The sequence below is a fragment of the Mycobacterium sp. AT1 genome, from assembly GCF_002043095.1.
Lineage (GTDB): Bacteria > Actinomycetota > Actinomycetes > Mycobacteriales > Mycobacteriaceae > Mycobacterium.
In genome coordinates this window covers 24,801-42,424 of record NZ_MVOC01000038.1, presented here as the reverse complement: position 1 = coordinate 42,424, position 17,624 = coordinate 24,801, and the positions used below count along the sequence as shown (strand labels likewise).

Here is a 17,624-nt window from a genome sequence, read left to right as displayed (position 1 = left end):
ACACCAAGATGCCATCGACGAAATTGACGGACGACGAAAAGGCCATGCTGGCCAAACCCAACCCCGCGGTGATCAGCACGATCCGCAGCGACGGACACCCCGTTTCCGCCGCGACGTGGTACCTGCTGCGAGACGATCACATCTTGGTGAACATGGATGTCGGACGAAAGCGCCTGGGACACATGCGCAAGGACCCACGGGTGTCGCTCACCGTGCTCGACGAGGCCAGTTGGTACACCCACATCACCCTCATCGGCCGAGTCGTGGACATTTACGACGACGAAGGCATGGCAGACATCGACGCGGTGTCTCAGCACTACCAGGGAAAGCCCTACCCACGACGAGACCGGGCACGCGTCAGCGCACTCATCGAAGTCGACCGGGTGCATGGCTGGGGTGCGTACAAGAACAACGACCAGGCCTGACCGAGGAGGCCGCACGCGCCTCAGTTGCACGGTAACGGGACCAACTGGCGGATGACTCAGGCTTCTCCGGCGACGTGGTACCTCTTCCTGATTAAGCCCACCGCAGACGGGGCATGTGCCTACCGACGCACGCCGGCGGGACATACCCCCCGGGTTGACCAGGAGGACACGCAATGACGATGCCCAGTGACGCCACGGATGCGGTCGAGACCGCCGGATCCAACGAAGGTCCACGCGATCATGAAGGCGTCGACACCGAACACGCGGCCTACGTCGACGACGACAACGTTCCCCATCCTGGTGACGTCAACGAGGCCGACTGACCGCGCAAGGTGCCATCTTGGGCTGAATTCTCTTCCGCGGCAAGCGGTTTAGACTTGAGCCATACCTCCGTCGATGCACAGTTCGGCACCGGTCATGAAACTGCTCTCGTCAGAGGCGAGGAACAGTGCACCGTTGGCGATCTCCTCGGGAAGCCCGAGACGGCCCATCGGGACGAGGGTGCTCATATGGGTTCGCAGGGCTGCGGGATCTAGGCCGAAGTACTCGGCCTGTCCATCGATGATGAGGGTGTCGACCGGGCCGGGGCTGAGCACGTTGATTCGAAGTCCGCGGTCGCCGAACTCCGCCGCCCACGTGCGGGCGTAGGAGCGCACGGCGGCCTTCGCGGCGCTGTACGCCCCTGACCCGGGGGCACCCTTGACTGCCGTAATCGAGCCCAGCAGGACGATCGAGCCGCCCGTTCGTAGAAGCGGCAGCGCCTTTTGGACGGTGAACAAGGTGCCGCGGGCGTTGACGTCGAAGGTGCGGTCGAAGTGTTCCTCGGTGACGTCCTCGAAATTCAGCCGCTCGATGCTCCCGGCATTCGCGACGACCACGTCGAGGTGCCCGCTCTTCTGACGGATGGCGTCGACGACAGAGTCGAGATCGTCCTGAACAGTCACGTCCGAGGCGATCGCGGTGACCCGTCCGTCGATGGATGCTGTCGCCGCGTCTAGGACCTCCTTCCGTCGGCCCGTGACGTAGACGTGTGCACCTTCGACTGCAAACCTCTGGGCTATTGCCAGACCGAGGCCCGCGCTTCCGCCGGTGACTAGGGCAACCTTGTTTGCAAGACGCATGCTTCTCCTCCAGTCGAGACCGAGATGTTCGGTCCTATTGCGTTGGCCGAACATGCTTTTGACGTCCGGCGTCACAGGTGTGCGCTACGGCCGGACACCACGCTAGGACGGGCGCGACATAGAGGCAAATAGTGGCAATGCATACTCTGCATTGACACTCCCTATGTCAGGCAAGGTGGATTCGGATGAACCTGCGCCAGTACGAGTACGCCCTCGCGGTCGCCGACGAGGGCTCCATGACGGCGGCGGCAGAACGCCTACGGGTCACTCAGCCCTCGCTGTCCCAGCAGATCGGCACCTTGGAGAGACACCTCGGGGTGCAGCTGTTCACCCGCACGCCGAGCGGGGTCACCGTGACGGTGGCCGGGCGGGCCTTCCTTGCGGAGGCGAAGATCGCGACGACCGCGTCCCGGCGTGCCATCACGGCCGCCCGCGCTGCCAACGGGGAACTGGCAGGCGAACTCATCATTGCCGTCCACATGGGCCTCGGAGCCCGCCAACTGCCGCAGGCTCTGGGGCAGCTGCGCAAACGCCACCCGAAGCTGCAGGTGACCCTCCACGAAGAGCCCGATCCCGCCGAGATGGAGCGGCTGCTCCGCCAGGGAACCCTCGACATGGTCCTCGTGCACCGCATTCCTGCCGGGTGCGCCTTCGACTCTCACCCTCTGGGTGAGGAGACCTACGTCGCCGTCGTGCCGAAGGGGCACCCACTACTCGCGACCGGAGCCGACCTTCGCCTAGAAGACCTCGCCCAGGAGGGGTGGGTTCGATTCCGGCACAACAGCCTTCTGGACGACTACCTAGCCCGCCTGCTCGCCACCGCGGGACTGAGCCCGCACACGGTGGCCCGAGCGTCACAGATCTCCACCGCGGTGCGGCTCGTGGCGCAGGGGTTGGGTGTCACCGTGGTCCCGGCCTCGGCCATCCCCGAAGGCTTCGAAGAACTGGCCTGCCCGCTGTCGCCCCCTCTCACCGAGACCGTCCTCGTCGGCGTGCGGCGCAATCCGGGTGGGGCCGAGATGGCCATGCTCGATCAACTCGACCAGCAAAACTGGTGTGGCACAGACCTTCTCAGTCGTGCAATCGTGTGAGATCTGACGCCTACGCCACCATGTCAGCACCTGTGGCATTCAGTCTTCGATGCGCCGCGAGTTACGGCTAGCACCACCCTGGAAGGTCATGCCAGCCTCATTGGCGGCACGACCCCGTCGCAGACAAGCTTGTCGAACCGAGGGGCCGAGCCTCGAAAGCTACGACAGGATCAGCACCCAGTGGCTGAAAACCTTTCCTACACCGGAATATCAGCGTTGCGCCCCAGGCGATCACAAGGCGGCCGGCTACACCGTCGTCGACGACGGCACCCCGATGTCGATCAACGTCGAGATGATAGGCACCGGACTGGTGGTGCAGCGATACCGGTTCGAAGTGTCCGAAGCCCACTACTGCAAGATGGTCTCGATCTCCTACATCCTCACCCCGTCGGGATGGACCACGACCCAGGTCATCTGGGAACTGCGCATGGCCTCGGGACGGCACGCCGGAGGCAAATGACGTCAGCGGCAATACCTGAGCAGCCACGACCACGGCAACGACGACAAGGAGCCAGCGTCTGAACCCCCGTGAGGTCGAGGCGGTGGCTCAGGGCACTCGCGCCAACATGTTGCACGCGGCCGCAGTCACGACGGCGCGGTCGTAGGTGATGACGAAGTCGAAGCGCCGGTCTTCGTCAGGGCCGGTCTCTTCGTTGCCGTCGTGTTCGCGGGCGATCAGCGCGACGGCCATGTGGGGCCCCAACGCCAACACGGTCCATTCCTTGGCCAGTGCGTCCGTGGGCTCAAGCGCTATCCCACGGACGCCAGATCCAGGGTCAGCGGGCATGTTCGACCCGAAGACCGCGACCATCGACGAGCGGGCGGCGAGTTCGCGGTACGCGTCACGGGTACGCCTGGTGAAGTGCTTGGCATGCTGCAACGCCGTGAGCAGAATCGGCGGGTCGGTCGCGTCGTGGGCCTGGCTTTCGATGTGGCGGGAGAACGCCGTCAGCGTCTGCTTCCTGGCGGTGCGGATCGTCGCCCTGTCTCGAACGAGGTCGAACGGTGAGCCCGACGCGAGCCCGCGGCCAGTCGGTCGAGTGGGAAGCGACCAGCCAGCACCCAGAGCATGGTGGTTCATCGCGCCTGGACGCCCGAACTTGTATCCCTGCCCCAGGGTGGCTCCTACGGCCAGCGCCTGTTCCAGATGGTCGTCGGTCTCGATGCCCTCGGCAAGAATCAGCGCCCCGCTGCGTTCATGGTGCGCCAAGACGGCCGACAGCGTCCGCGCCTGCGCGTCGTCGGGTTGCGACTGAACCAACCCCATGTCCAACTTCACCACGTCGGGCGCAATCACATCCAGCAGCGCCAACGAATCTGGATGTGCCCCTACGTCGTCCAACGCGATCCCAAAGCCGTCGGCGCGTAACGCGGCGACCTTCTCCAGCAGCGCGCGGGGGTGGGCGAGCAGGCTCCGCTCGGTCAGCTCGAACATCAACTGTAGCTCGGTGCGCCCGCGCTTGAGAACCTCGTTCTGCGCGCGGTCGACCATCGTGCTCGAGGGTTCACAATTGATGCACAACAACGACTTTCGAGTCAACCCTTGTGCCAAGGCCCCGGTGATGGCGGTGTCGATGCACAAGCGGTCGAGCTCGTCGACGCGGTTCAGGGCCTCGGCCCGCGCAAACACCACCTCTGGACCCAAGCCAGTCGACTCGGGCCACCGAGCCAACGCTTCGAAGCCCACGACCGCCCCGTCGGGCAGCGCCACGATCGGCTGAAAGGCTGACGAGAGACCGACCCCGCGAATGGCGGCGTCCACCTGTGCAGGTGAGGCACGGCCACGATGCCGACGCTGCGAGGCTCCGGTGTCACGAATCTCTACGGACATCCCCGCCACCCCTCCACCGCTGCTCCCTTGCAACCTACCGTGCCCGGGGAAAGGCCGGGCGCAGCGCCGCTTCGGCGAAGCATGCGCGGCCCGCCACCCCTGAGATACCGTCGCCAACCATGGGCATCCCAAAGGTCGAACCGACGGCGCCGTCGCCGTTGTTCAAGGCAGGCGCCAAAATGATGAGCACCGACCCCGCCCGCCGATTCCTCAAGCGCTACGGCTGGCGCGTCGACCGCGCCGTCATCAAGCTGACCAACGGCCACGTCTCGATGTCGCTGGTTCTCCCCGAGGTACTGCTCACTCATATCGGCGCGAAGACGGGCAAGCAGCGCAGCACTCCGCTGACGTACTTCACCGACCGCGGCCGGGTCATCACGGTTGCCTCCAACTACGGCGGCGAGCGCCACCCATCCTGGTACCACAACGTGATGGCGCATCCTCGCGTCACGCTGGCGGCGCGCGGCTACACGGGCACCTTCGTCGCCGAGGAGACGACCGGCGCCGAACGCGACCGATTGTTCGGCCTCGCAAAGCAGTTCGTCCCGAATTACGCCGATTACGAGAAGATGGCCGGCGGCAGGCGCATTCCCGTGGTGGCGTTCACCGAGGTGACGCAGAATTCGACGCCGCCCGCTTAGCGCCTGCGGTATGGCGGAACCCGCTCCACCGCAACGCCTTTGCGTATTCTGACGGCCTCCCATAATGTCAGCCGACGGTCCTGGCCAACGCGGCCAAGGTCTCCGCAGCGGTATGTTCCGGCTGCCACCCGAGCTGATTCTTGGCCTTGCTGGTATCCATCACCGTCGAGGCGCGGCCGGCGTGCAACCACTCCAGCGCCGAAGGCACGAACGGCAAGCGCGCCAACACCTCCGACGTGACCACCGCGGCGACGTGAGGCACTCTGATCGGCCGGGCCCCCAAAGCCCTGCCGACATCGGAGAACGTCAGCAACCCGTCGTCGGCGATGTTGTACGCCCCCGGGGGTGCGGTCGTGGTGGTGACCGCCAGGGCGATCGCCGAGGCGACGTCGTCGTGGGCCGGATCGAAGGGCCGCCGGGCCATTCCGACGATCTGCGTAACCTCGGGATGGACCTCAAGTGCCTCGATCGTCGAGATCCCGATCTCACCGGTCGGTCCGGTGACTGCGACGCGAAGTGCCATGGCGACTGCTGTTCCCGGCTCGGCAAGGGACAAAACGTCGCTGACCCAGCGGTGCGGGCGGTCAGCGGAAGAGGCGGAAGAACCCGCGTACCTGCTCGACCAACGACTCCGGCTGCTCAAGCGCGGCGAAATGGCCCCCGCGTGGCATCTCCTCGAACCACCGCAGGTCGGTGAACCGCAGCTCGGCCTCCCGTCGCGAAGGGCGGGCAAGGTCGTGCGGGTAGATCGACAGACCGGACGGCGCGGTCACCTTGCCCCGGAAGCTGCTGAAGCTTTCCCAGTACAGGCGCGCGGAGGACGTGGCCGACGCGGTGAACCAGTACGTCGAGATCTCGTCGAGGATCTGCTGCCTCGTCACCGCGTCCTCGGGGTGGCCGTCGTTGTCCGTCCACGCCCAGAACTTCTCGGCGATCCAGGCGGCCTGGCCGGCGGGTGAGTCGGTGAGGGCGTACCCGAGGGTCTGCGGCCGCGTCGACTGCTGCCCCGAGTAGCCTCGACCTGTGCGCTGGAACTCCTTGACGGCCAACAGATTTGCTTGTTCCGCAGGCGTCGGGTCGTCGAATGTGCCCTGCGGCGCGGCCCCCATGTTGAGGTGCACCGCCGCGACCCGCTCCGGTGCCACCTCCCCCAGTGCGCCCGACACCGCTGAACCCCAGTCACCGCCCTGCGCGCCGTACCGCTCATAACCCAGCGACGCCATCAACGCGTCCCAGGCCCGTGCGATGCGCTCGACGCCCCAACCCGTCGTCGACGGCTTGTCACTCCATCCGTAGCCGGGCAGAGACGGGGCGACCACGTGGAACGCGTCGGCCGGGTCCCCGCCGTGGGCCCGAGGGTCGGTCAGCGGGCCGAGGATGTCCAGGAACTCGAGTACCGAACCCGGCCACCCGTGCGTGATCACCAGCGGGAACGCGTCTGGCTCCGGCGAGCGGACGTGCACGAAGTGGATGCCCAGCCCGTCGACGGTGTCGCGGAACTGAGGAAAGGCGTTGAGCCGCTTGGCGAATCCGAAGTCGTAGTCCTCGGCCCAGCTGCGGCAGAGTTCACGGGCGTATGTCAGCGGCAAGCCTTGTGACCAGTCGTCCACCGTCTCGGGCTCGGGCCACCGCGTCCGCCGCAATCGGTCGCGCAGGTCCTCGATCTCGGCGTCAGTCACTGTGACCTCGAACGGCTCGGCGACCACGGCGGCTCCCTTCGTCGATGCAACCTCGGTTCCACGCTAACCGACCGCCACGTGGGTGCTGAGCTGACCGGCCCGCCGACGCCGAGATCATGGCCAGCGTTGGCGCTTGTCCCGCAGGCTCGTTAGCGCATCCCCGCAGCCGCGGCGATACGTCGGCAAAGGGACATCGCATCTGCAATGGTGTACCCGTGCCGAAGACCGCCGTTCACCGACGCCACTCCCTGCGATGGGTTGCCACCGCCGCACTGACGGTGGCCGCGAGCGTCGGCGCCACGCTGCCGGTCGCGGCGGCAGACAGCTCGATTTGCCCACAGGTCGGCGCATTCTGCGGGTTCTACTCGCCGTCACACCGGATCGACTGCGAGGTGAACACCGGCGGCCGGACGGGTCCCGATTCGGTGTACTGCAAGACTCTCGAGCCTGCCCAGTCGGCGTCGCTGGACGACCGCGGAACGGTCACGACCTGCTCTGGCCAATCGTGCGTGGGTGACGCCGCCGAAGGCACCCCGACGCTGGCATACGGCCAGACGGTGTCACTGGGACCGTTCCAGTGCCTCTCGGAACGGACCGGGATGACCTGCACGGCGGCGCACGGCCGCGGATTCGTCATCTCGACGGCAGGCATCAAGTCCGTCGGATGACGGCGGAAACGACCGCCGATCCCGACGCGCAGTAGCGCTCGAAGCCGTTGCGGCGGTAGACCTCAGCCGCGCCGGACGACCGGCTCCGAGTTGGCCTCGAGCGCGTCCAGGACCGCGTCGCCGTTTGTCCTCGCCCACTCGGTGAGTACGTGAATTGGGTCGATGAGCGTCTCCCCAAGGGCGGTGAGCTCGTATTCGACGCGCGGCGGCACCTCGGCGTAGGCGTGGCGCCGGACGAGTCCGTGCGACTCGAGCCGACGCAGCGTCTGGGTGAGCACCTTTCGCGAGATGCCCCCGATCATGTCGACCAACTCGCCATGGCGCACCGGCCCCGCGCTGAGGCCAGACAGGACGACCACGGTCCACTTGTCGGCGATCAACTCGACCGCCATCCGCCCCGGACAGTCGGCGAGGAACACGCCGCTTGAACCGAATTCGCTCATGGCGCCAAGGTACCCGCAGGTAACCGACGACTACCTAGGCTCGATCTCGATTGCCAAACGACGAGGAGAGTCATGCGAGTCATCACCCAGCAGGAGTTCGGCGGCCCCGAGGTGCTCACCGTCGTCGAGGCGCCCGCCCCTCGGCCACTTCCCACCGAGGTGCTCGTCCGCGTCCACGCGATCGGGTTGAACCCCCTGGACGCGCGGCTGCGCGGCGGTGAGTTCCCACTGCTCGGTCCGCCGCCGTTCATCCTCGGCTGGGACGTCAGCGGAGTCGTCGAGGAGGCCCTGACGGGCCGATTCGCGCCCGGTGACGAGGTGTTCGGCATGCCGTTGTTTCCCCGCCCCGCCAACGCGTACGCCGAACTGGTCGCCGCGCCGGCACTGCATCTGGCGCTCAAGCCTGCGTCGCTCTCCCACGTCGAGGCGTCGGCGTTGCCGGTCGTCGGGCTGACGGCGTGGCAGGGTCTGGTCGACCTCGGCGGCGTGACCGAGGGCGACCGCGTCCTGGTCCACGGCGGCGGCGGAGGTGTCGGACACGTCGCCATCCAAATAGCGAAAGCCCTTGGTGCATACGTGATCACCACCGCAAGTGGCAGCAAGCGGGAGTTGGTCGAGGGGCTCGGCGCCGACGAGGTGATCGATTACACGACGGTCGACTTCGCCGACGTCGTCCGCGACGTCGATCTGGTGCTCGACACGCTCGGCGGCGACAGCGCCGAACGATCGCTGGGGGTGCTCCGCCCAGGCGGCCACCTCGTCACCGCGGTCGCGGAGGGCGACCTGGAACTGGTCGCCGCGTTCGAGCGGGCGGGCATGCGGTTCAGCGGCGTCGCCGTCGACCCCGACCCGGTGGCATTGCGAGGACTCGTCGACCTCGTCGAACGAGGCAAGCTCCGGGTCCACGTGCAGGAGACGCTCCCGTTCCACCACGTCGTCGACGCGCACCGACTGCTCGACGCCGGGCATCTTCACGGCAAGCTCGTCCTCTCCGTCTGAGCGTCGACGCGGTCCATTTGAACGAATCCTGCGGCATCGGCCACGCTTCCGAGTTCGGCCCCAGAACTGGCCACGACACGTATGGGCGACGGCACCGCGGCCGACGTATCGTCGTCTCGGGCTAGGAGAGGCAGGTAGCGATGGGTCCGTTCGACCTGCTCGTCGCCGACGAGCGCACACAACTCGAAGCGTTCATCGAGGACTACCGCACAGCCGTGGAGCGCACCCTCGACGGTCTTACCGACGAACAGGCCCGCCGCCGGCTGGTGCCGTCGGCGACGACGCTGCTGGGCGTGCTCAAACACGTCACGTGGATGCAACGCGTCTGGTTCGAGGAGTGCGTAGGGGGCCGGTCTCGACGTGAACTCGGATTGGTGAACAGCCCCGACGAGTCATTCGCCCTGGCCGACGACGACACGATTGCCGGTGTCCGGGAGGCCTACCGGCAGGCCTGCGCGACGGCGCGGACCACGGTCGCGGATCTTCCGTTGGACGCCGTCGTCACCGGCCATCGTGGCGGCCCCCGCACCGTGCACTGGGTGTATCTGCAGGTCCTGAGGGAGCTCGCCCACCATTGCGGGCACGCGGACATCCTCCGCGAGCAGATCCTCGCGGACTGAGCCATCGACGAGGTTCTGCCTCGTATGTTCCTGTTCTTGAAGGCAATTCGTTTGATCACGCCGCCCAGATCTCGACATCCCGGCATTTCGGTGATGTAAACAGTTCGCCTTGATTCGCCCATTCTGTTGCGAGACCTCACAGCTGGCCTTACCGTTCCCCAGTAAGCAATCCGTTAAGTGAGTCTTAACGAAATGAGGCAAGTGTTTTCTGATCCTGGGGTGGCCGTACCCACGACCGACGGTGCCGCTCGCGCGATGCTCGGCGGTCGGCTACGGGCTGCCCGCGAGCGCGCCCGGCTGTCCACCCGGGACCTGGCCGCCCGGGCCGGGGTGAGCGCAGGCTTCATCAGCCAACTGGAGAACGGCAAGTGCGGTGTCTCCGTCAGCGTGCTAAAACGGATCGCCGCTGCGGTGGGCATCTCGGTCGCCGACCTACTCTCCGACGAAGCTCCGGTCTCGCGCCCCGTGCTGCGGGCACACGAGAGGCCGCTGTTCTCCAGCGACGGTGGATTGCAAAAACTACTGCTGTCGCGGCCCCCAATCCGCCAACTCGAGGTCTACGAAGGCACATTCGAGGTGGGCGGGTCGACCGGGCCAGAACCCTATGCCCACGACGACGCGCAGGAACTCTTCTACGTGCTGACCGGTCACATGGAGATCTCGATCGGTTCCGAGACCCTCATCCTCGGCCCCCGCGACAGCGTCGAGTACCTCTCGTCGGTACCCCACCGAGCCGTGAACATCGGCGCCACCCCGGCCCAGGCCATGTGGATCACGTCGCACTTCACCCCGCCGATCGACACCAACCCGCTCAAAGCGCCCATGAATCAACACGTTCCGTCCACCAAACCCACCGAGGACTGACACCATGACCGATCCCGACCGCCTGCTGATCACCGGAGGCCACGTCTTCACCCCCGCCGGAATCGTCGAAGAACCACTCCTCATCGAGAACGGCGTCATCACCGCAATCGGTGCGGACGCGCTCGCCGCGAGCGGCGCCGTCGAGATCGACGCCGCGGGTGGCCTCGTCGGCCCCGGCTTCCAGGACTGCCACATCCATCCGTACCACGCGGGTCTCGACATGATCGCGTGCGACTTGACCCCGTACGACACCGCCGACGGCTACCTCGAGCGAATCGCCGAATACGCGGCCGCCAATCCCGAACTGCCGTGGGTCAGTGGCGGCGGCTGGTCGATGGACTCCTTCCCCGGCGGGTTACCAACGGCCGCGGCGCTCGACGCGGTCGTCCCCGACCGGCCGGCGTACTTCCCCAACCGCGACGGTCACGGCGCCTGGGTCAACACCAAGGCCCTCGAGGTCGGCGGCATCGACGACTCGACGCCCGACCCCTTCGACGGTCGCATCGAACGCGACGCGGACGGCCACGCCATCGGAACACTGCAGGAAGGTGCCATGGCCCTCGTCGCCCGGCACATCCCACTGGCGACCCAGGAAGACCTTGACGAAGCCCTGACCATCGCCCAGCGCCAACTGTTCGCGTGGGGCGTCACCGCATGGCAGGACGCCATCGTCGGGGCCACGAACGACACCCCCGACACACTCGACTCGTACCTGCGGGTCACCGCGTCCGGAGTGCTGAAGGCGCACGTGGTCGGGGCGCTCTGGTGGGATCGCAATCGTGGGCTGGAGCAGATACCCGAGCTCGTCGAGAAGCGCGAACGCGCCCTGGCGGCCGGATTCGCGGCCACCACCGTCAAGATCATGCAGGACGGCGTCGCCGAGAACTTCACGGCCGGGATGCTCGAGCCCTATCTCGACTCGTGCGGCTGCCCAGGGGAGAACACCGGCAAGAGCTTCGTGGACCCGACCACACTCATCGAGATCGCCACCCAGCTCGACGCGCTCGGCTTCCAGCTGCACTTCCACGCCCTCGGCGACCGAGCCGTTCGCGAGTCGCTCGACGCCATCGAGTCGGCCCGGAAGGCCAACGGAGACAAAGATCTTCGCCACACGCTGGCCCACATTCAGGTGGTCCACCCCGACGACGTCCCCCGCTTCGCCGAGCTGGGGGTGGTCGCGAACATGCAGCCGCTTTGGGCCAGGCACGAGGCCCAGATGGACGTTCTGACGATCCCCTTCCTCGGCACCCGCCGAGCCGCCTGGCAATATCCGTTCGGCTCGCTGCATCGGGCCGGAGCGCCGCTGGCTTCGGGCAGCGACTGGCCCGTGAGCACGGCGAACCCACTGGAGATCATCCACACCAGCGTCAACCGCGCGCCGGCCGGAGCCACGGGAGCCTCCGCATTGCCCTTCCTCGGCGAGCAGGCACTCTCGTTGGCCGACGCACTGATCGCGCACAGCCTGGGCACCGCCTACCTCAACCACGACGAGGAGCGTTCGGGGAGCATCGAAGTCGGCAAGGCGGGCGACATCGTCATCCTCGACCGGGACATCTTCGCCGCACCGGTCGCCGAGATCGGTTCGGCCACAGTGGCCTACACGATCATCGGCGGCGAGGTCGTCTACGACGCCACCTCGACGCTGGTGTCGGCGTGAGCACCGTGGACATGACCGCCCCGGCCACGACCGCACCCAGTTCGGTGGCCGGATCGGTCGAACTGCGCTCCCTCACGAAGACGTACGGGTCGGCCGTCGCGGTGGACAACCTCAGCCTCGAAGTGCAACCCGGTGAATTCCTCAGCCTGCTCGGGCCCAGCGGTTGCGGCAAGACCACGACGCTGCGGATGATCGGTGGATTCGAGTTTCCCGACGACGGCACCATCGCAATCTCGGGCCAGAACGTCGAGAACCTGCCACCGCACAAGCGCCCGGTGAACACCGTCTTCCAGGCCTACGCCCTGTTCCCCCACATGAAGGTCGCCGACAACGTGGCCTACGGTCTACGCCGGTCGGGAGTAGTCAAGGCGGACATGGCAAGTCGCGTGAGCCGAGCGCTCGAGATGGTGCGGATGACCGCATACGCATCGCGAAAGCCCGCGCAGCTCTCCGGCGGCCAACAGCAACGGGTCGCGTTGGCGAGGGCTCTGGTCAACCGTCCCGCCGTTCTGCTCCTCGACGAACCGATGAGTGCCCTCGACCGGAAATTGCGGGAGGAGATGCAGGTCGAGCTCAAACTTCTGCAGCACGAACTCGGCACGACTTTCGTCTTCGTCACCCACGACCAGGAAGAGGCTCTGTCGATGAGCGATCGGGTCGCCGTGATGAAGGACGGCCGCATCGAGCAGATCGGCACCGCCTCAGACGTTTACGACGCGCCCGAGTCGTCGTTCGTGGCGGGTTTCATCGGCAGGCAGAATTCCTTTGCGGGGACGATCGCGTCCTTCGACGCCGACGGTGTGCGCGTGCACACCAAGGGCCTGTCGTTGCATTCCTCGCGCCCGACCAAGGGCACCGTGCCCGCCGCAAGTGGTGCCGAGGTAAGCGCCGCGATCAGGCCGGAGTCGGTGGTGGTCTCGAGCGCGGCGGTGACCGACACGGCGTCGGACACCTCGGTCAACTCCGTTACCGGCACGCTGCTCGGAGTCTCCGAACTCGGTCACAGCCTGCAGCTGGTCATCCACACCCCGAGTGACGACCAAATCCTCGCTCGCCTCCCCCGAGCCGCCAACCCACCCACCGAACTCGGATCACCAGTGCTGTGCTCGTGGTCCGCAGAAGCCGTCCGGATCTTCACCTCGTAATCGCCCGCTACCCGTTACCGTCTCGCCAACTCGACCTGGAGGTCCCGTCATGACACAGCAACCCCACATCCGCGCACTCATTCCCGAGGCACTGAAGAGTTCACTGACCCGTCGCAGCTTCCTCGGTGGAACCGCGGCGCTCGGAGTCGGCGCCTTCCTCGCCGCGTGCTCCAATTCCTCAGGCGGCGGTGGTAGCGCGTCATCCGACGGCCTCAACATCTACACCTGGGGCGAGTACGACGATCCCGCGGTGCTGACCGACTTCACCGCGGCCAAGGGCCCCAAGATCACCCTCGACTCCTACGGCTCGAACCCCGAGATGATCGCCAAGCTCAGTGCGGCAAAGGGCACGACGGGCTACGACATCTGCGTGCCCACCCACTCGTCCGTTCAACAGATGGCGACGGGCGGGCTGCTCACCGAGCTCGACCACTCCAAGCTGCCGAACATGAAGAACCTCAGCCCAAAGGTTCTCAACACACCGTTCGATCCCGGCAACAAGTACAGCGTGTGCAAGGACTGGGGCTCGACGGGTTACGTCTACGACACCACCGTCATCAAGCGCGACCTGACGTCGTGGGCGGACTTCCTCGACGCCGCGCAGAAGGAGGCATCGGGCAGCATGTCGCTTCTCGAAGACCAGGGCGAGGTGTCGTACACCTACTTCTGGGCCAACGGAATCGACGAGAACACAACCGATCCCGCCCACATCGCGGCGTATCGCTCGTTCATCATCGACAAGATCGCTCCGCACGTGCAGGCCTTCGAATCGTCGACCAACGCCTCGATCTCCTCGTCGGCCCGGACGCTGATCCACTGCTGGAACGGCGACGCCCGTCTCGGAATCCTCGCCAACTCGGAGCCGGATCGCTACAAGTGGGTGTGGCCCTCGGAGGGCGCGAACCTGTGGCAGGACAACTGGGCGATCGTCAAGGGCGCGCCCCACGAGGACGCCGCCTACGAGTTCATCAACTACGTTCTCGACCCGACCGTGTCCCTCAAGGAACTCACCTACATCGGGTACAACACCGGAATCCAAGGCATCGAGGACGCGGCCAAGAAGGCTGACGTCAAGCGACCCGACCTGATTTTCATCAGCGACGCCGTCATGTCGAAGCTGGTCTACAGCCAGATGACGTCGGCGGACGGCACCATCATCGGCATCTACGACGAGCTCAAGGCCGCGGCGGGCAAGTGACCACCCTGGAAGGCCGGGCGGCGCCGGCGCCCGGCACGGTCGACCTACCGGCCGCGCGCCGGCGGCTGCGCGCACCCAAGGGTCTTGGGGCACTGCCGATCAGCGTGTGGATTCTGCTGTTCTTCATCCTGCCGTTCGGCCTGGTGGTCTGGTACAGCTTCGGCTACAAACCCGGCCTCTACGTCACCCATGCCAACGACGTCCTCTCGTTCGACCGCTACGGACAGGCCGCCTCACCGGCCTTCTTCTCGATCTTCGTCCGCACGTTGAAGATCGCCGTCACGGGAACCGTGATCTGCCTGGCCGTCGCATTTCCGATGGCCTACTGGATGGCGGTCAAACTGGCCCCCAAGTGGCGCGGCATCGTGCTGGCCCTGATCCTCATCCCGTACTGGACCAACTTCCTGGTGCGCACCATTGGATGGCAAATCTCGCTCAGCCCAGAGGGTTTCGTGTCGAAGACACTGCAATGGGCCCATCTCACCGACGGCTCACTGCACGTGCTCTACACCTCGGCCGCGGTTCAGCTCGGCGTGGTCTACAACTACCTGCCGCTGATGATCCTTCCGCTATACGTCGCGCTGGAACGCCTCGACCTGAAACTGCTCGAGGCCAGCCGTGACCTCGGCGGCACGGTGTGGAGCACGTTCTGGCACGTGACCATTCCCCTGTCCATGCCGGGCGTGACCGCCGGAATGCTTCTGGTCTTCGTGCCGTTGATGGGCGACTACATCACCCCCACCGTTCTCGGCGGGGCAAGCGGCAGCATGGTCGGCCAGATGGTGGCCGCCCAGTTCCAGAGTGCCCAGAACTGGGCGCTCGGTTCGGCGATGGCGGTACTGCTGATGCTCGCGATCTTCGGCACCAGCGCCGTGGTCGGTGCCGCACTCAAGGTGGTCGGTGCCATCGCCACCGCCGCGACCTCTCTGAAACTGCCGCTCAAGGAGAATGCGTGACCGACACCGCGTCCGTCTCGAAACCGGTTCGCCGACGCCGGATTCGGCCCGGCGACGCCCTGTTGAACGTGTGGGGCTTGCTGGGGTTGCTGTTCCTGTTCTTCCCGATCGTCGTCATCGTGGTGTTCTCGTTCAACACCGGGCGCACCCTGCAGATGTTCGAGGGGTTCGGCGTCGACGCCTACGTCTCGGCAATGAACAACCCGGCGATCGTCAACGCGATCACCGTCTCCTTGATCACCGCCGCGGGCACCGCGGTGGTCGCCACCCTGCTGGGCACCTTCGCAGGCATCGCGTTGACCCGGCGCCCCGGCTGGTGGGCACCGGGACTGCTCGTCCTCCTGGGTCTGGTGATGGTCACACCGGAGATCGTCAGCGCGATCTCGCTGCTCCCCTGGTTCGTCACCCTCGGCGTCGACTGGGGTTTCGACGCCTTCAACATCGGCCAGGTGCGCCTCATCATCGCCAACTCGCTGTTCGCCAGCGCGGTCGTCACGTTCATCGTGCGGGCCCGGATGACGGGGATGAACGAGTTTCTCGAAGAGGCCGCCGCCGACCTGTACGCCCCGCCGTTTCGGCGGTTCACCGACATCACGCTGCCGCTGATCCGTCCCGCCGTCATCTCCGGTGCGCTGCTGGCGTTCACGCTGAGCCTCGACAACACCGTGGTGTCGTCATTCGTGTCGGTCGCAGGCTCGACGCCGTGGCCGGTGTACATCTTCGCGTCCCTGAAGGCGTCACTACGGCCGGACATCGCCGCGATGTCGACGCTGATGCTGGTGCTCACCCTGATCGTCCTCGCCGTGGCCGCCCTGATCCTCCGCCGCGACCCGACGGGTGAGGGTGGTGGCGCCGCCGGCCTGACGAGTGCGATGGTGGGCCGATGAGCACCGCACTTACCAACGGCAAGGTGTCCTTCTGGTGGGACAGCATCGGGCGGGAACCGGCGCGACCGCCACTGCCCGGTTCCACCCAGGCCGACGTCTGCATCGTCGGGGCCGGGTACACCGGGCTGTGGACCGCGTACTACCTCAAGAAGGCTGCCCCCCAGCTGCGAATCGTCGTGCTGGAGCAGCGGTTCGCGGGTTTCGGGGCGTCGGGCCGCAACGGTGGTTGGCTGACCAACGAGATCACCGGTGGGCGTGGCTCGTACCTGAAGTCGCACGGCCGCGAGGCCGTGGGACGGCAGCAGACGGCAATGAACGAGACGGTTGACGAGGTCATCCGCGTCACCCGTGACGAGAACATCGAGTCCGACGTCGTCAAGGGTGGCGAGTTCACGGTTGCCACGAACGCCGCCCAGCAGACCCGCCTGGTGCACGCCGTCGAGGAGGCCCACTCCTGGCCGATGACCGACGTCGAACTCCTCAGCGCGGCAGAGGCGACGGCACGGATCAACGTGCGCGGCACGACGGGCGCGATGTGGCATCCGCACTGCGCGAGACTGCATCCGGCGAAGCTCGCCGCGGGCCTGGCCCGCGTCGTCGAGTCGCTCGGCGTCGAGATCTACGAGCAGACACGGGTTTCCGAGATCCGCCCGCACGAGGCGGTCACGGAGGCCGGCACCGTCACCGCCGAGACCGTAGTCAGGGCCACCGAGGGATTCACCGCCCAGATCGACGGCCTTCGGCGCACGTGGCTGCCGATGAACTCCTCGTTGATCGTGACGGAGCCACTGTCCCCCGAGGTCTGGGCCGACATCGGCTGGGGCGGCTACGAGACTCTCGGCGACCAAGCCCACGCCTACATGTACGCCCAGCGCACGGCGGACGACCGCATCGCCATCGGCGGACGGGGCGCCCCCTACCGTTACGGCTCGGGCACCGACGTCGACGGGGCGACCGACCCGAAAACCGTTGGGCTGCTTCGTGACATCTTGGTCCGATTCTTTCCGGCAACGGCAGGGGCCGCGGTGGAGCACGTCTGGTCGGGTGTCCTCGGGGTACCTCGGGACTGGTCGGCGACGGTAGGGCTCGACACCTCGACCGGGCTAGGCTGGGCCGGTGGCTACGTGGGCACCGGTGTCACCTCGACCAACCTCGCCGGACGCACCCTGCGTGACCTCATCCTCAAGACCCCGTCGGCACTCACCGAGCTGCCCTGGGTGAACCACCAGGTACGCAAGTGGGAGCCGGAGCCGCTGCGGTACATCGCCGTGCAGGCCATGTACAAGGCCTACTACGCCGCCGACCGGGCGGAGCTGCGCGGTCGTGCCACGACGTCGCCGATCGCCACGGCCGCCGACCTCGTCTCCGGTCGCGGCCACTGACCGCTTCGGCAGGCACC

Annotated in this window: 19 protein-coding genes and 1 pseudogene; 15 read left to right on the top strand and 5 right to left on the bottom strand. The window is 66.5% G+C overall.

Annotated elements, in window-relative coordinates:
- The first annotated feature begins 8 nt into the window (after positions 1–8).
- Both B1790_RS18445 and B1790_RS35035 read left to right on the top strand, forming a co-directional pair.
- A complete protein-coding gene (locus tag B1790_RS18445; RefSeq protein WP_079924714.1) occupies positions 9–425 on the top strand; it encodes a PPOX class F420-dependent oxidoreductase in 417 nt (138 codons plus the stop codon).
- Between the two features lie 173 nt (positions 426–598).
- Positions 599–748, top strand: coding sequence for a hypothetical protein (locus B1790_RS35035; RefSeq protein WP_198952041.1), 150 nt, complete (start codon positions 599–601; stop codon positions 746–748).
- Between the two features lie 48 nt (positions 749–796).
- Here the strand turns inward: B1790_RS35035 and B1790_RS18440 are convergent, their stop codons facing one another.
- Positions 797–1,546: an SDR family NAD(P)-dependent oxidoreductase gene (locus tag B1790_RS18440; RefSeq protein WP_079924713.1), complete on the bottom strand. Its 750-nt coding sequence runs from the start codon at positions 1,544–1,546 to the stop codon at positions 797–799.
- 185 nt (positions 1,547–1,731) lie between these two features.
- On the opposite strand from B1790_RS18440, the gene B1790_RS18435 reads away from it, so the two are divergent.
- Positions 1,732–2,637 carry a LysR family transcriptional regulator gene (locus B1790_RS18435; RefSeq protein WP_079924712.1) on the top strand — a complete coding sequence of 302 codons (906 nt, stop codon included), beginning with the start codon at positions 1,732–1,734 and terminating at the stop codon, positions 2,635–2,637.
- An 88-nt stretch (positions 2,638–2,725) separates the two neighbouring features.
- Entirely contained in the window at positions 2,726–3,097 is a 372-nt protein-coding gene (locus tag B1790_RS34325; protein ID WP_233165189.1) for a hypothetical protein, read from the top strand.
- A gap of 87 nt (positions 3,098–3,184) precedes the next feature.
- On the opposite strand, the gene B1790_RS18425 is transcribed toward B1790_RS34325, so the two are convergent.
- Positions 3,185–4,468 (bottom strand): EAL domain-containing protein, encoded by a 1,284-nt coding sequence (locus B1790_RS18425; RefSeq protein WP_079924711.1) that lies wholly within the window; start codon positions 4,466–4,468, stop codon positions 3,185–3,187.
- A 119-nt stretch (positions 4,469–4,587) separates the two neighbouring features.
- Here B1790_RS18425 and B1790_RS18420 point away from each other — a divergent pair, with 119 nt between their 5' ends.
- Entirely contained in the window at positions 4,588–5,109 is a 522-nt protein-coding gene (locus B1790_RS18420) for a nitroreductase family deazaflavin-dependent oxidoreductase (RefSeq protein ID WP_079924710.1), read from the top strand.
- 67 nt (positions 5,110–5,176) lie between these two features.
- On the opposite strand, the pseudogene B1790_RS18415 reads toward B1790_RS18420, so the two are convergent.
- Together B1790_RS18415 and B1790_RS18410 are read right to left on the bottom strand one after the other, a co-directional pair.
- Positions 5,177–5,551, bottom strand: a pseudogene (locus tag B1790_RS18415) (epimerase); the annotation flags it as partial.
- Between the two features lie 142 nt (positions 5,552–5,693).
- Complete coding sequence (locus B1790_RS18410) at positions 5,694–6,815, bottom strand: epoxide hydrolase family protein (RefSeq protein WP_079924708.1); 1,122 nt, start codon at positions 6,813–6,815, stop codon at positions 5,694–5,696.
- 188 nt (positions 6,816–7,003) lie between these two features.
- Here B1790_RS18410 and B1790_RS18405 point away from each other — a divergent pair, with 188 nt between their 5' ends.
- On the top strand, positions 7,004–7,456 hold the full coding sequence (locus tag B1790_RS18405) for a DUF6636 domain-containing protein (protein WP_142271380.1): 453 nt from the start codon (positions 7,004–7,006) through the stop codon (positions 7,454–7,456).
- Between the two features lie 62 nt (positions 7,457–7,518).
- Here B1790_RS18405 and B1790_RS18400 read toward each other — a convergent pair whose 3' ends face one another.
- A complete protein-coding gene (locus B1790_RS18400; RefSeq protein ID WP_079924707.1) occupies positions 7,519–7,899 on the bottom strand; it encodes a helix-turn-helix domain-containing protein in 381 nt (126 codons plus the stop codon).
- A gap of 72 nt (positions 7,900–7,971) precedes the next feature.
- Between B1790_RS18400 and B1790_RS18395 the strand changes: the two genes are divergently transcribed.
- The 9 genes from B1790_RS18395 to B1790_RS18355 all read left to right on the top strand — a co-directional run bounded on the left by B1790_RS18395 (position 7,972) and on the right by B1790_RS18355 (position 17,607).
- A complete protein-coding gene (locus tag B1790_RS18395) occupies positions 7,972–8,898 on the top strand; it encodes an NADP-dependent oxidoreductase (protein WP_079924706.1) in 927 nt (308 codons plus the stop codon).
- A gap of 140 nt (positions 8,899–9,038) precedes the next feature.
- Entirely contained in the window at positions 9,039–9,518 is a 480-nt protein-coding gene (locus B1790_RS18390) for a DinB family protein (protein WP_079924705.1), read from the top strand.
- A 219-nt stretch (positions 9,519–9,737) separates the two neighbouring features.
- Positions 9,738–10,382: a helix-turn-helix domain-containing protein gene (locus tag B1790_RS18385; RefSeq protein ID WP_158083835.1), complete on the top strand. Its 645-nt coding sequence runs from the start codon at positions 9,738–9,740 to the stop codon at positions 10,380–10,382.
- A gap of 4 nt (positions 10,383–10,386) precedes the next feature.
- A complete protein-coding gene (locus B1790_RS18380; protein WP_079924703.1) occupies positions 10,387–12,039 on the top strand; it encodes an amidohydrolase in 1,653 nt (550 codons plus the stop codon).
- Positions 12,036–13,184 carry an ABC transporter ATP-binding protein gene (locus B1790_RS18375; protein ID WP_233165188.1) on the top strand — a complete coding sequence of 383 codons (1,149 nt, stop codon included), beginning with the start codon at positions 12,036–12,038 and terminating at the stop codon, positions 13,182–13,184. The genes B1790_RS18380 and B1790_RS18375 overlap by 4 nt, the downstream gene beginning before the upstream one ends.
- Before the next feature lie 49 nt (positions 13,185–13,233).
- Positions 13,234–14,382, top strand: a complete 1,149-nt coding sequence (locus B1790_RS18370) for an extracellular solute-binding protein (RefSeq protein ID WP_079924702.1) — start codon at positions 13,234–13,236, stop codon at positions 14,380–14,382.
- On the top strand, positions 14,379–15,338 hold the full coding sequence (locus B1790_RS18365; RefSeq protein ID WP_198952040.1) for an ABC transporter permease: 960 nt from the start codon (positions 14,379–14,381) through the stop codon (positions 15,336–15,338). Before B1790_RS18370 ends, B1790_RS18365 begins: the two co-directional genes overlap by 4 nt.
- Positions 15,335–16,225: an ABC transporter permease gene (locus tag B1790_RS18360; RefSeq protein WP_079924701.1), complete on the top strand. Its 891-nt coding sequence runs from the start codon at positions 15,335–15,337 to the stop codon at positions 16,223–16,225. The genes B1790_RS18365 and B1790_RS18360 overlap by 4 nt, the downstream gene beginning before the upstream one ends.
- Positions 16,222–17,607 (top strand): FAD-binding oxidoreductase, encoded by a 1,386-nt coding sequence (locus B1790_RS18355; protein WP_079924700.1) that lies wholly within the window; start codon positions 16,222–16,224, stop codon positions 17,605–17,607. Before B1790_RS18360 ends, B1790_RS18355 begins: the two co-directional genes overlap by 4 nt.
- Positions 17,608–17,624 lie beyond the last annotated feature (17 nt).

Bases quoted from the DNA above. Each gene is read 5' to 3' on its own strand.
- B1790_RS18425 (WP_079924711.1), bottom strand. From the start codon at position 4,468: ATGTCCGTAGAGATTCGTGACACCGGAGCCTCGCAGCGTCGGCATCGT.
- B1790_RS18435 (WP_079924712.1), top strand. From the start codon at position 1,732: ATGAACCTGCGCCAGTACGAGTACGCCCTCGCGGTCGCCGACGAGGGC.
- B1790_RS35035 (WP_198952041.1), top strand. From the start codon at position 599: ATGACGATGCCCAGTGACGCCACGGATGCGGTCGAGACCGCCGGATCC.
- B1790_RS18355 (WP_079924700.1), top strand. From the start codon at position 16,222: ATGAGCACCGCACTTACCAACGGCAAGGTGTCCTTCTGGTGGGACAGC.
- B1790_RS18390 (WP_079924705.1), top strand. From the start codon at position 9,039: ATGGGTCCGTTCGACCTGCTCGTCGCCGACGAGCGCACACAACTCGAA.
- B1790_RS18380 (WP_079924703.1), top strand. From the start codon at position 10,387: ATGACCGATCCCGACCGCCTGCTGATCACCGGAGGCCACGTCTTCACC.
- B1790_RS18370 (WP_079924702.1), top strand. From the start codon at position 13,234: ATGACACAGCAACCCCACATCCGCGCACTCATTCCCGAGGCACTGAAG.
- B1790_RS18440 (WP_079924713.1), bottom strand. From the start codon at position 1,546: ATGCGTCTTGCAAACAAGGTTGCCCTAGTCACCGGCGGAAGCGCGGGC.
- B1790_RS18445 (WP_079924714.1), top strand. From the start codon at position 9: ATGCCATCGACGAAATTGACGGACGACGAAAAGGCCATGCTGGCCAAA.
- B1790_RS34325 (WP_233165189.1), top strand. From the start codon at position 2,726: ATGCCAGCCTCATTGGCGGCACGACCCCGTCGCAGACAAGCTTGTCGA.
- B1790_RS18400 (WP_079924707.1), bottom strand. From the start codon at position 7,899: ATGAGCGAATTCGGTTCAAGCGGCGTGTTCCTCGCCGACTGTCCGGGG.
- B1790_RS18420 (WP_079924710.1), top strand. From the start codon at position 4,588: ATGGGCATCCCAAAGGTCGAACCGACGGCGCCGTCGCCGTTGTTCAAG.
- B1790_RS18395 (WP_079924706.1), top strand. From the start codon at position 7,972: ATGCGAGTCATCACCCAGCAGGAGTTCGGCGGCCCCGAGGTGCTCACC.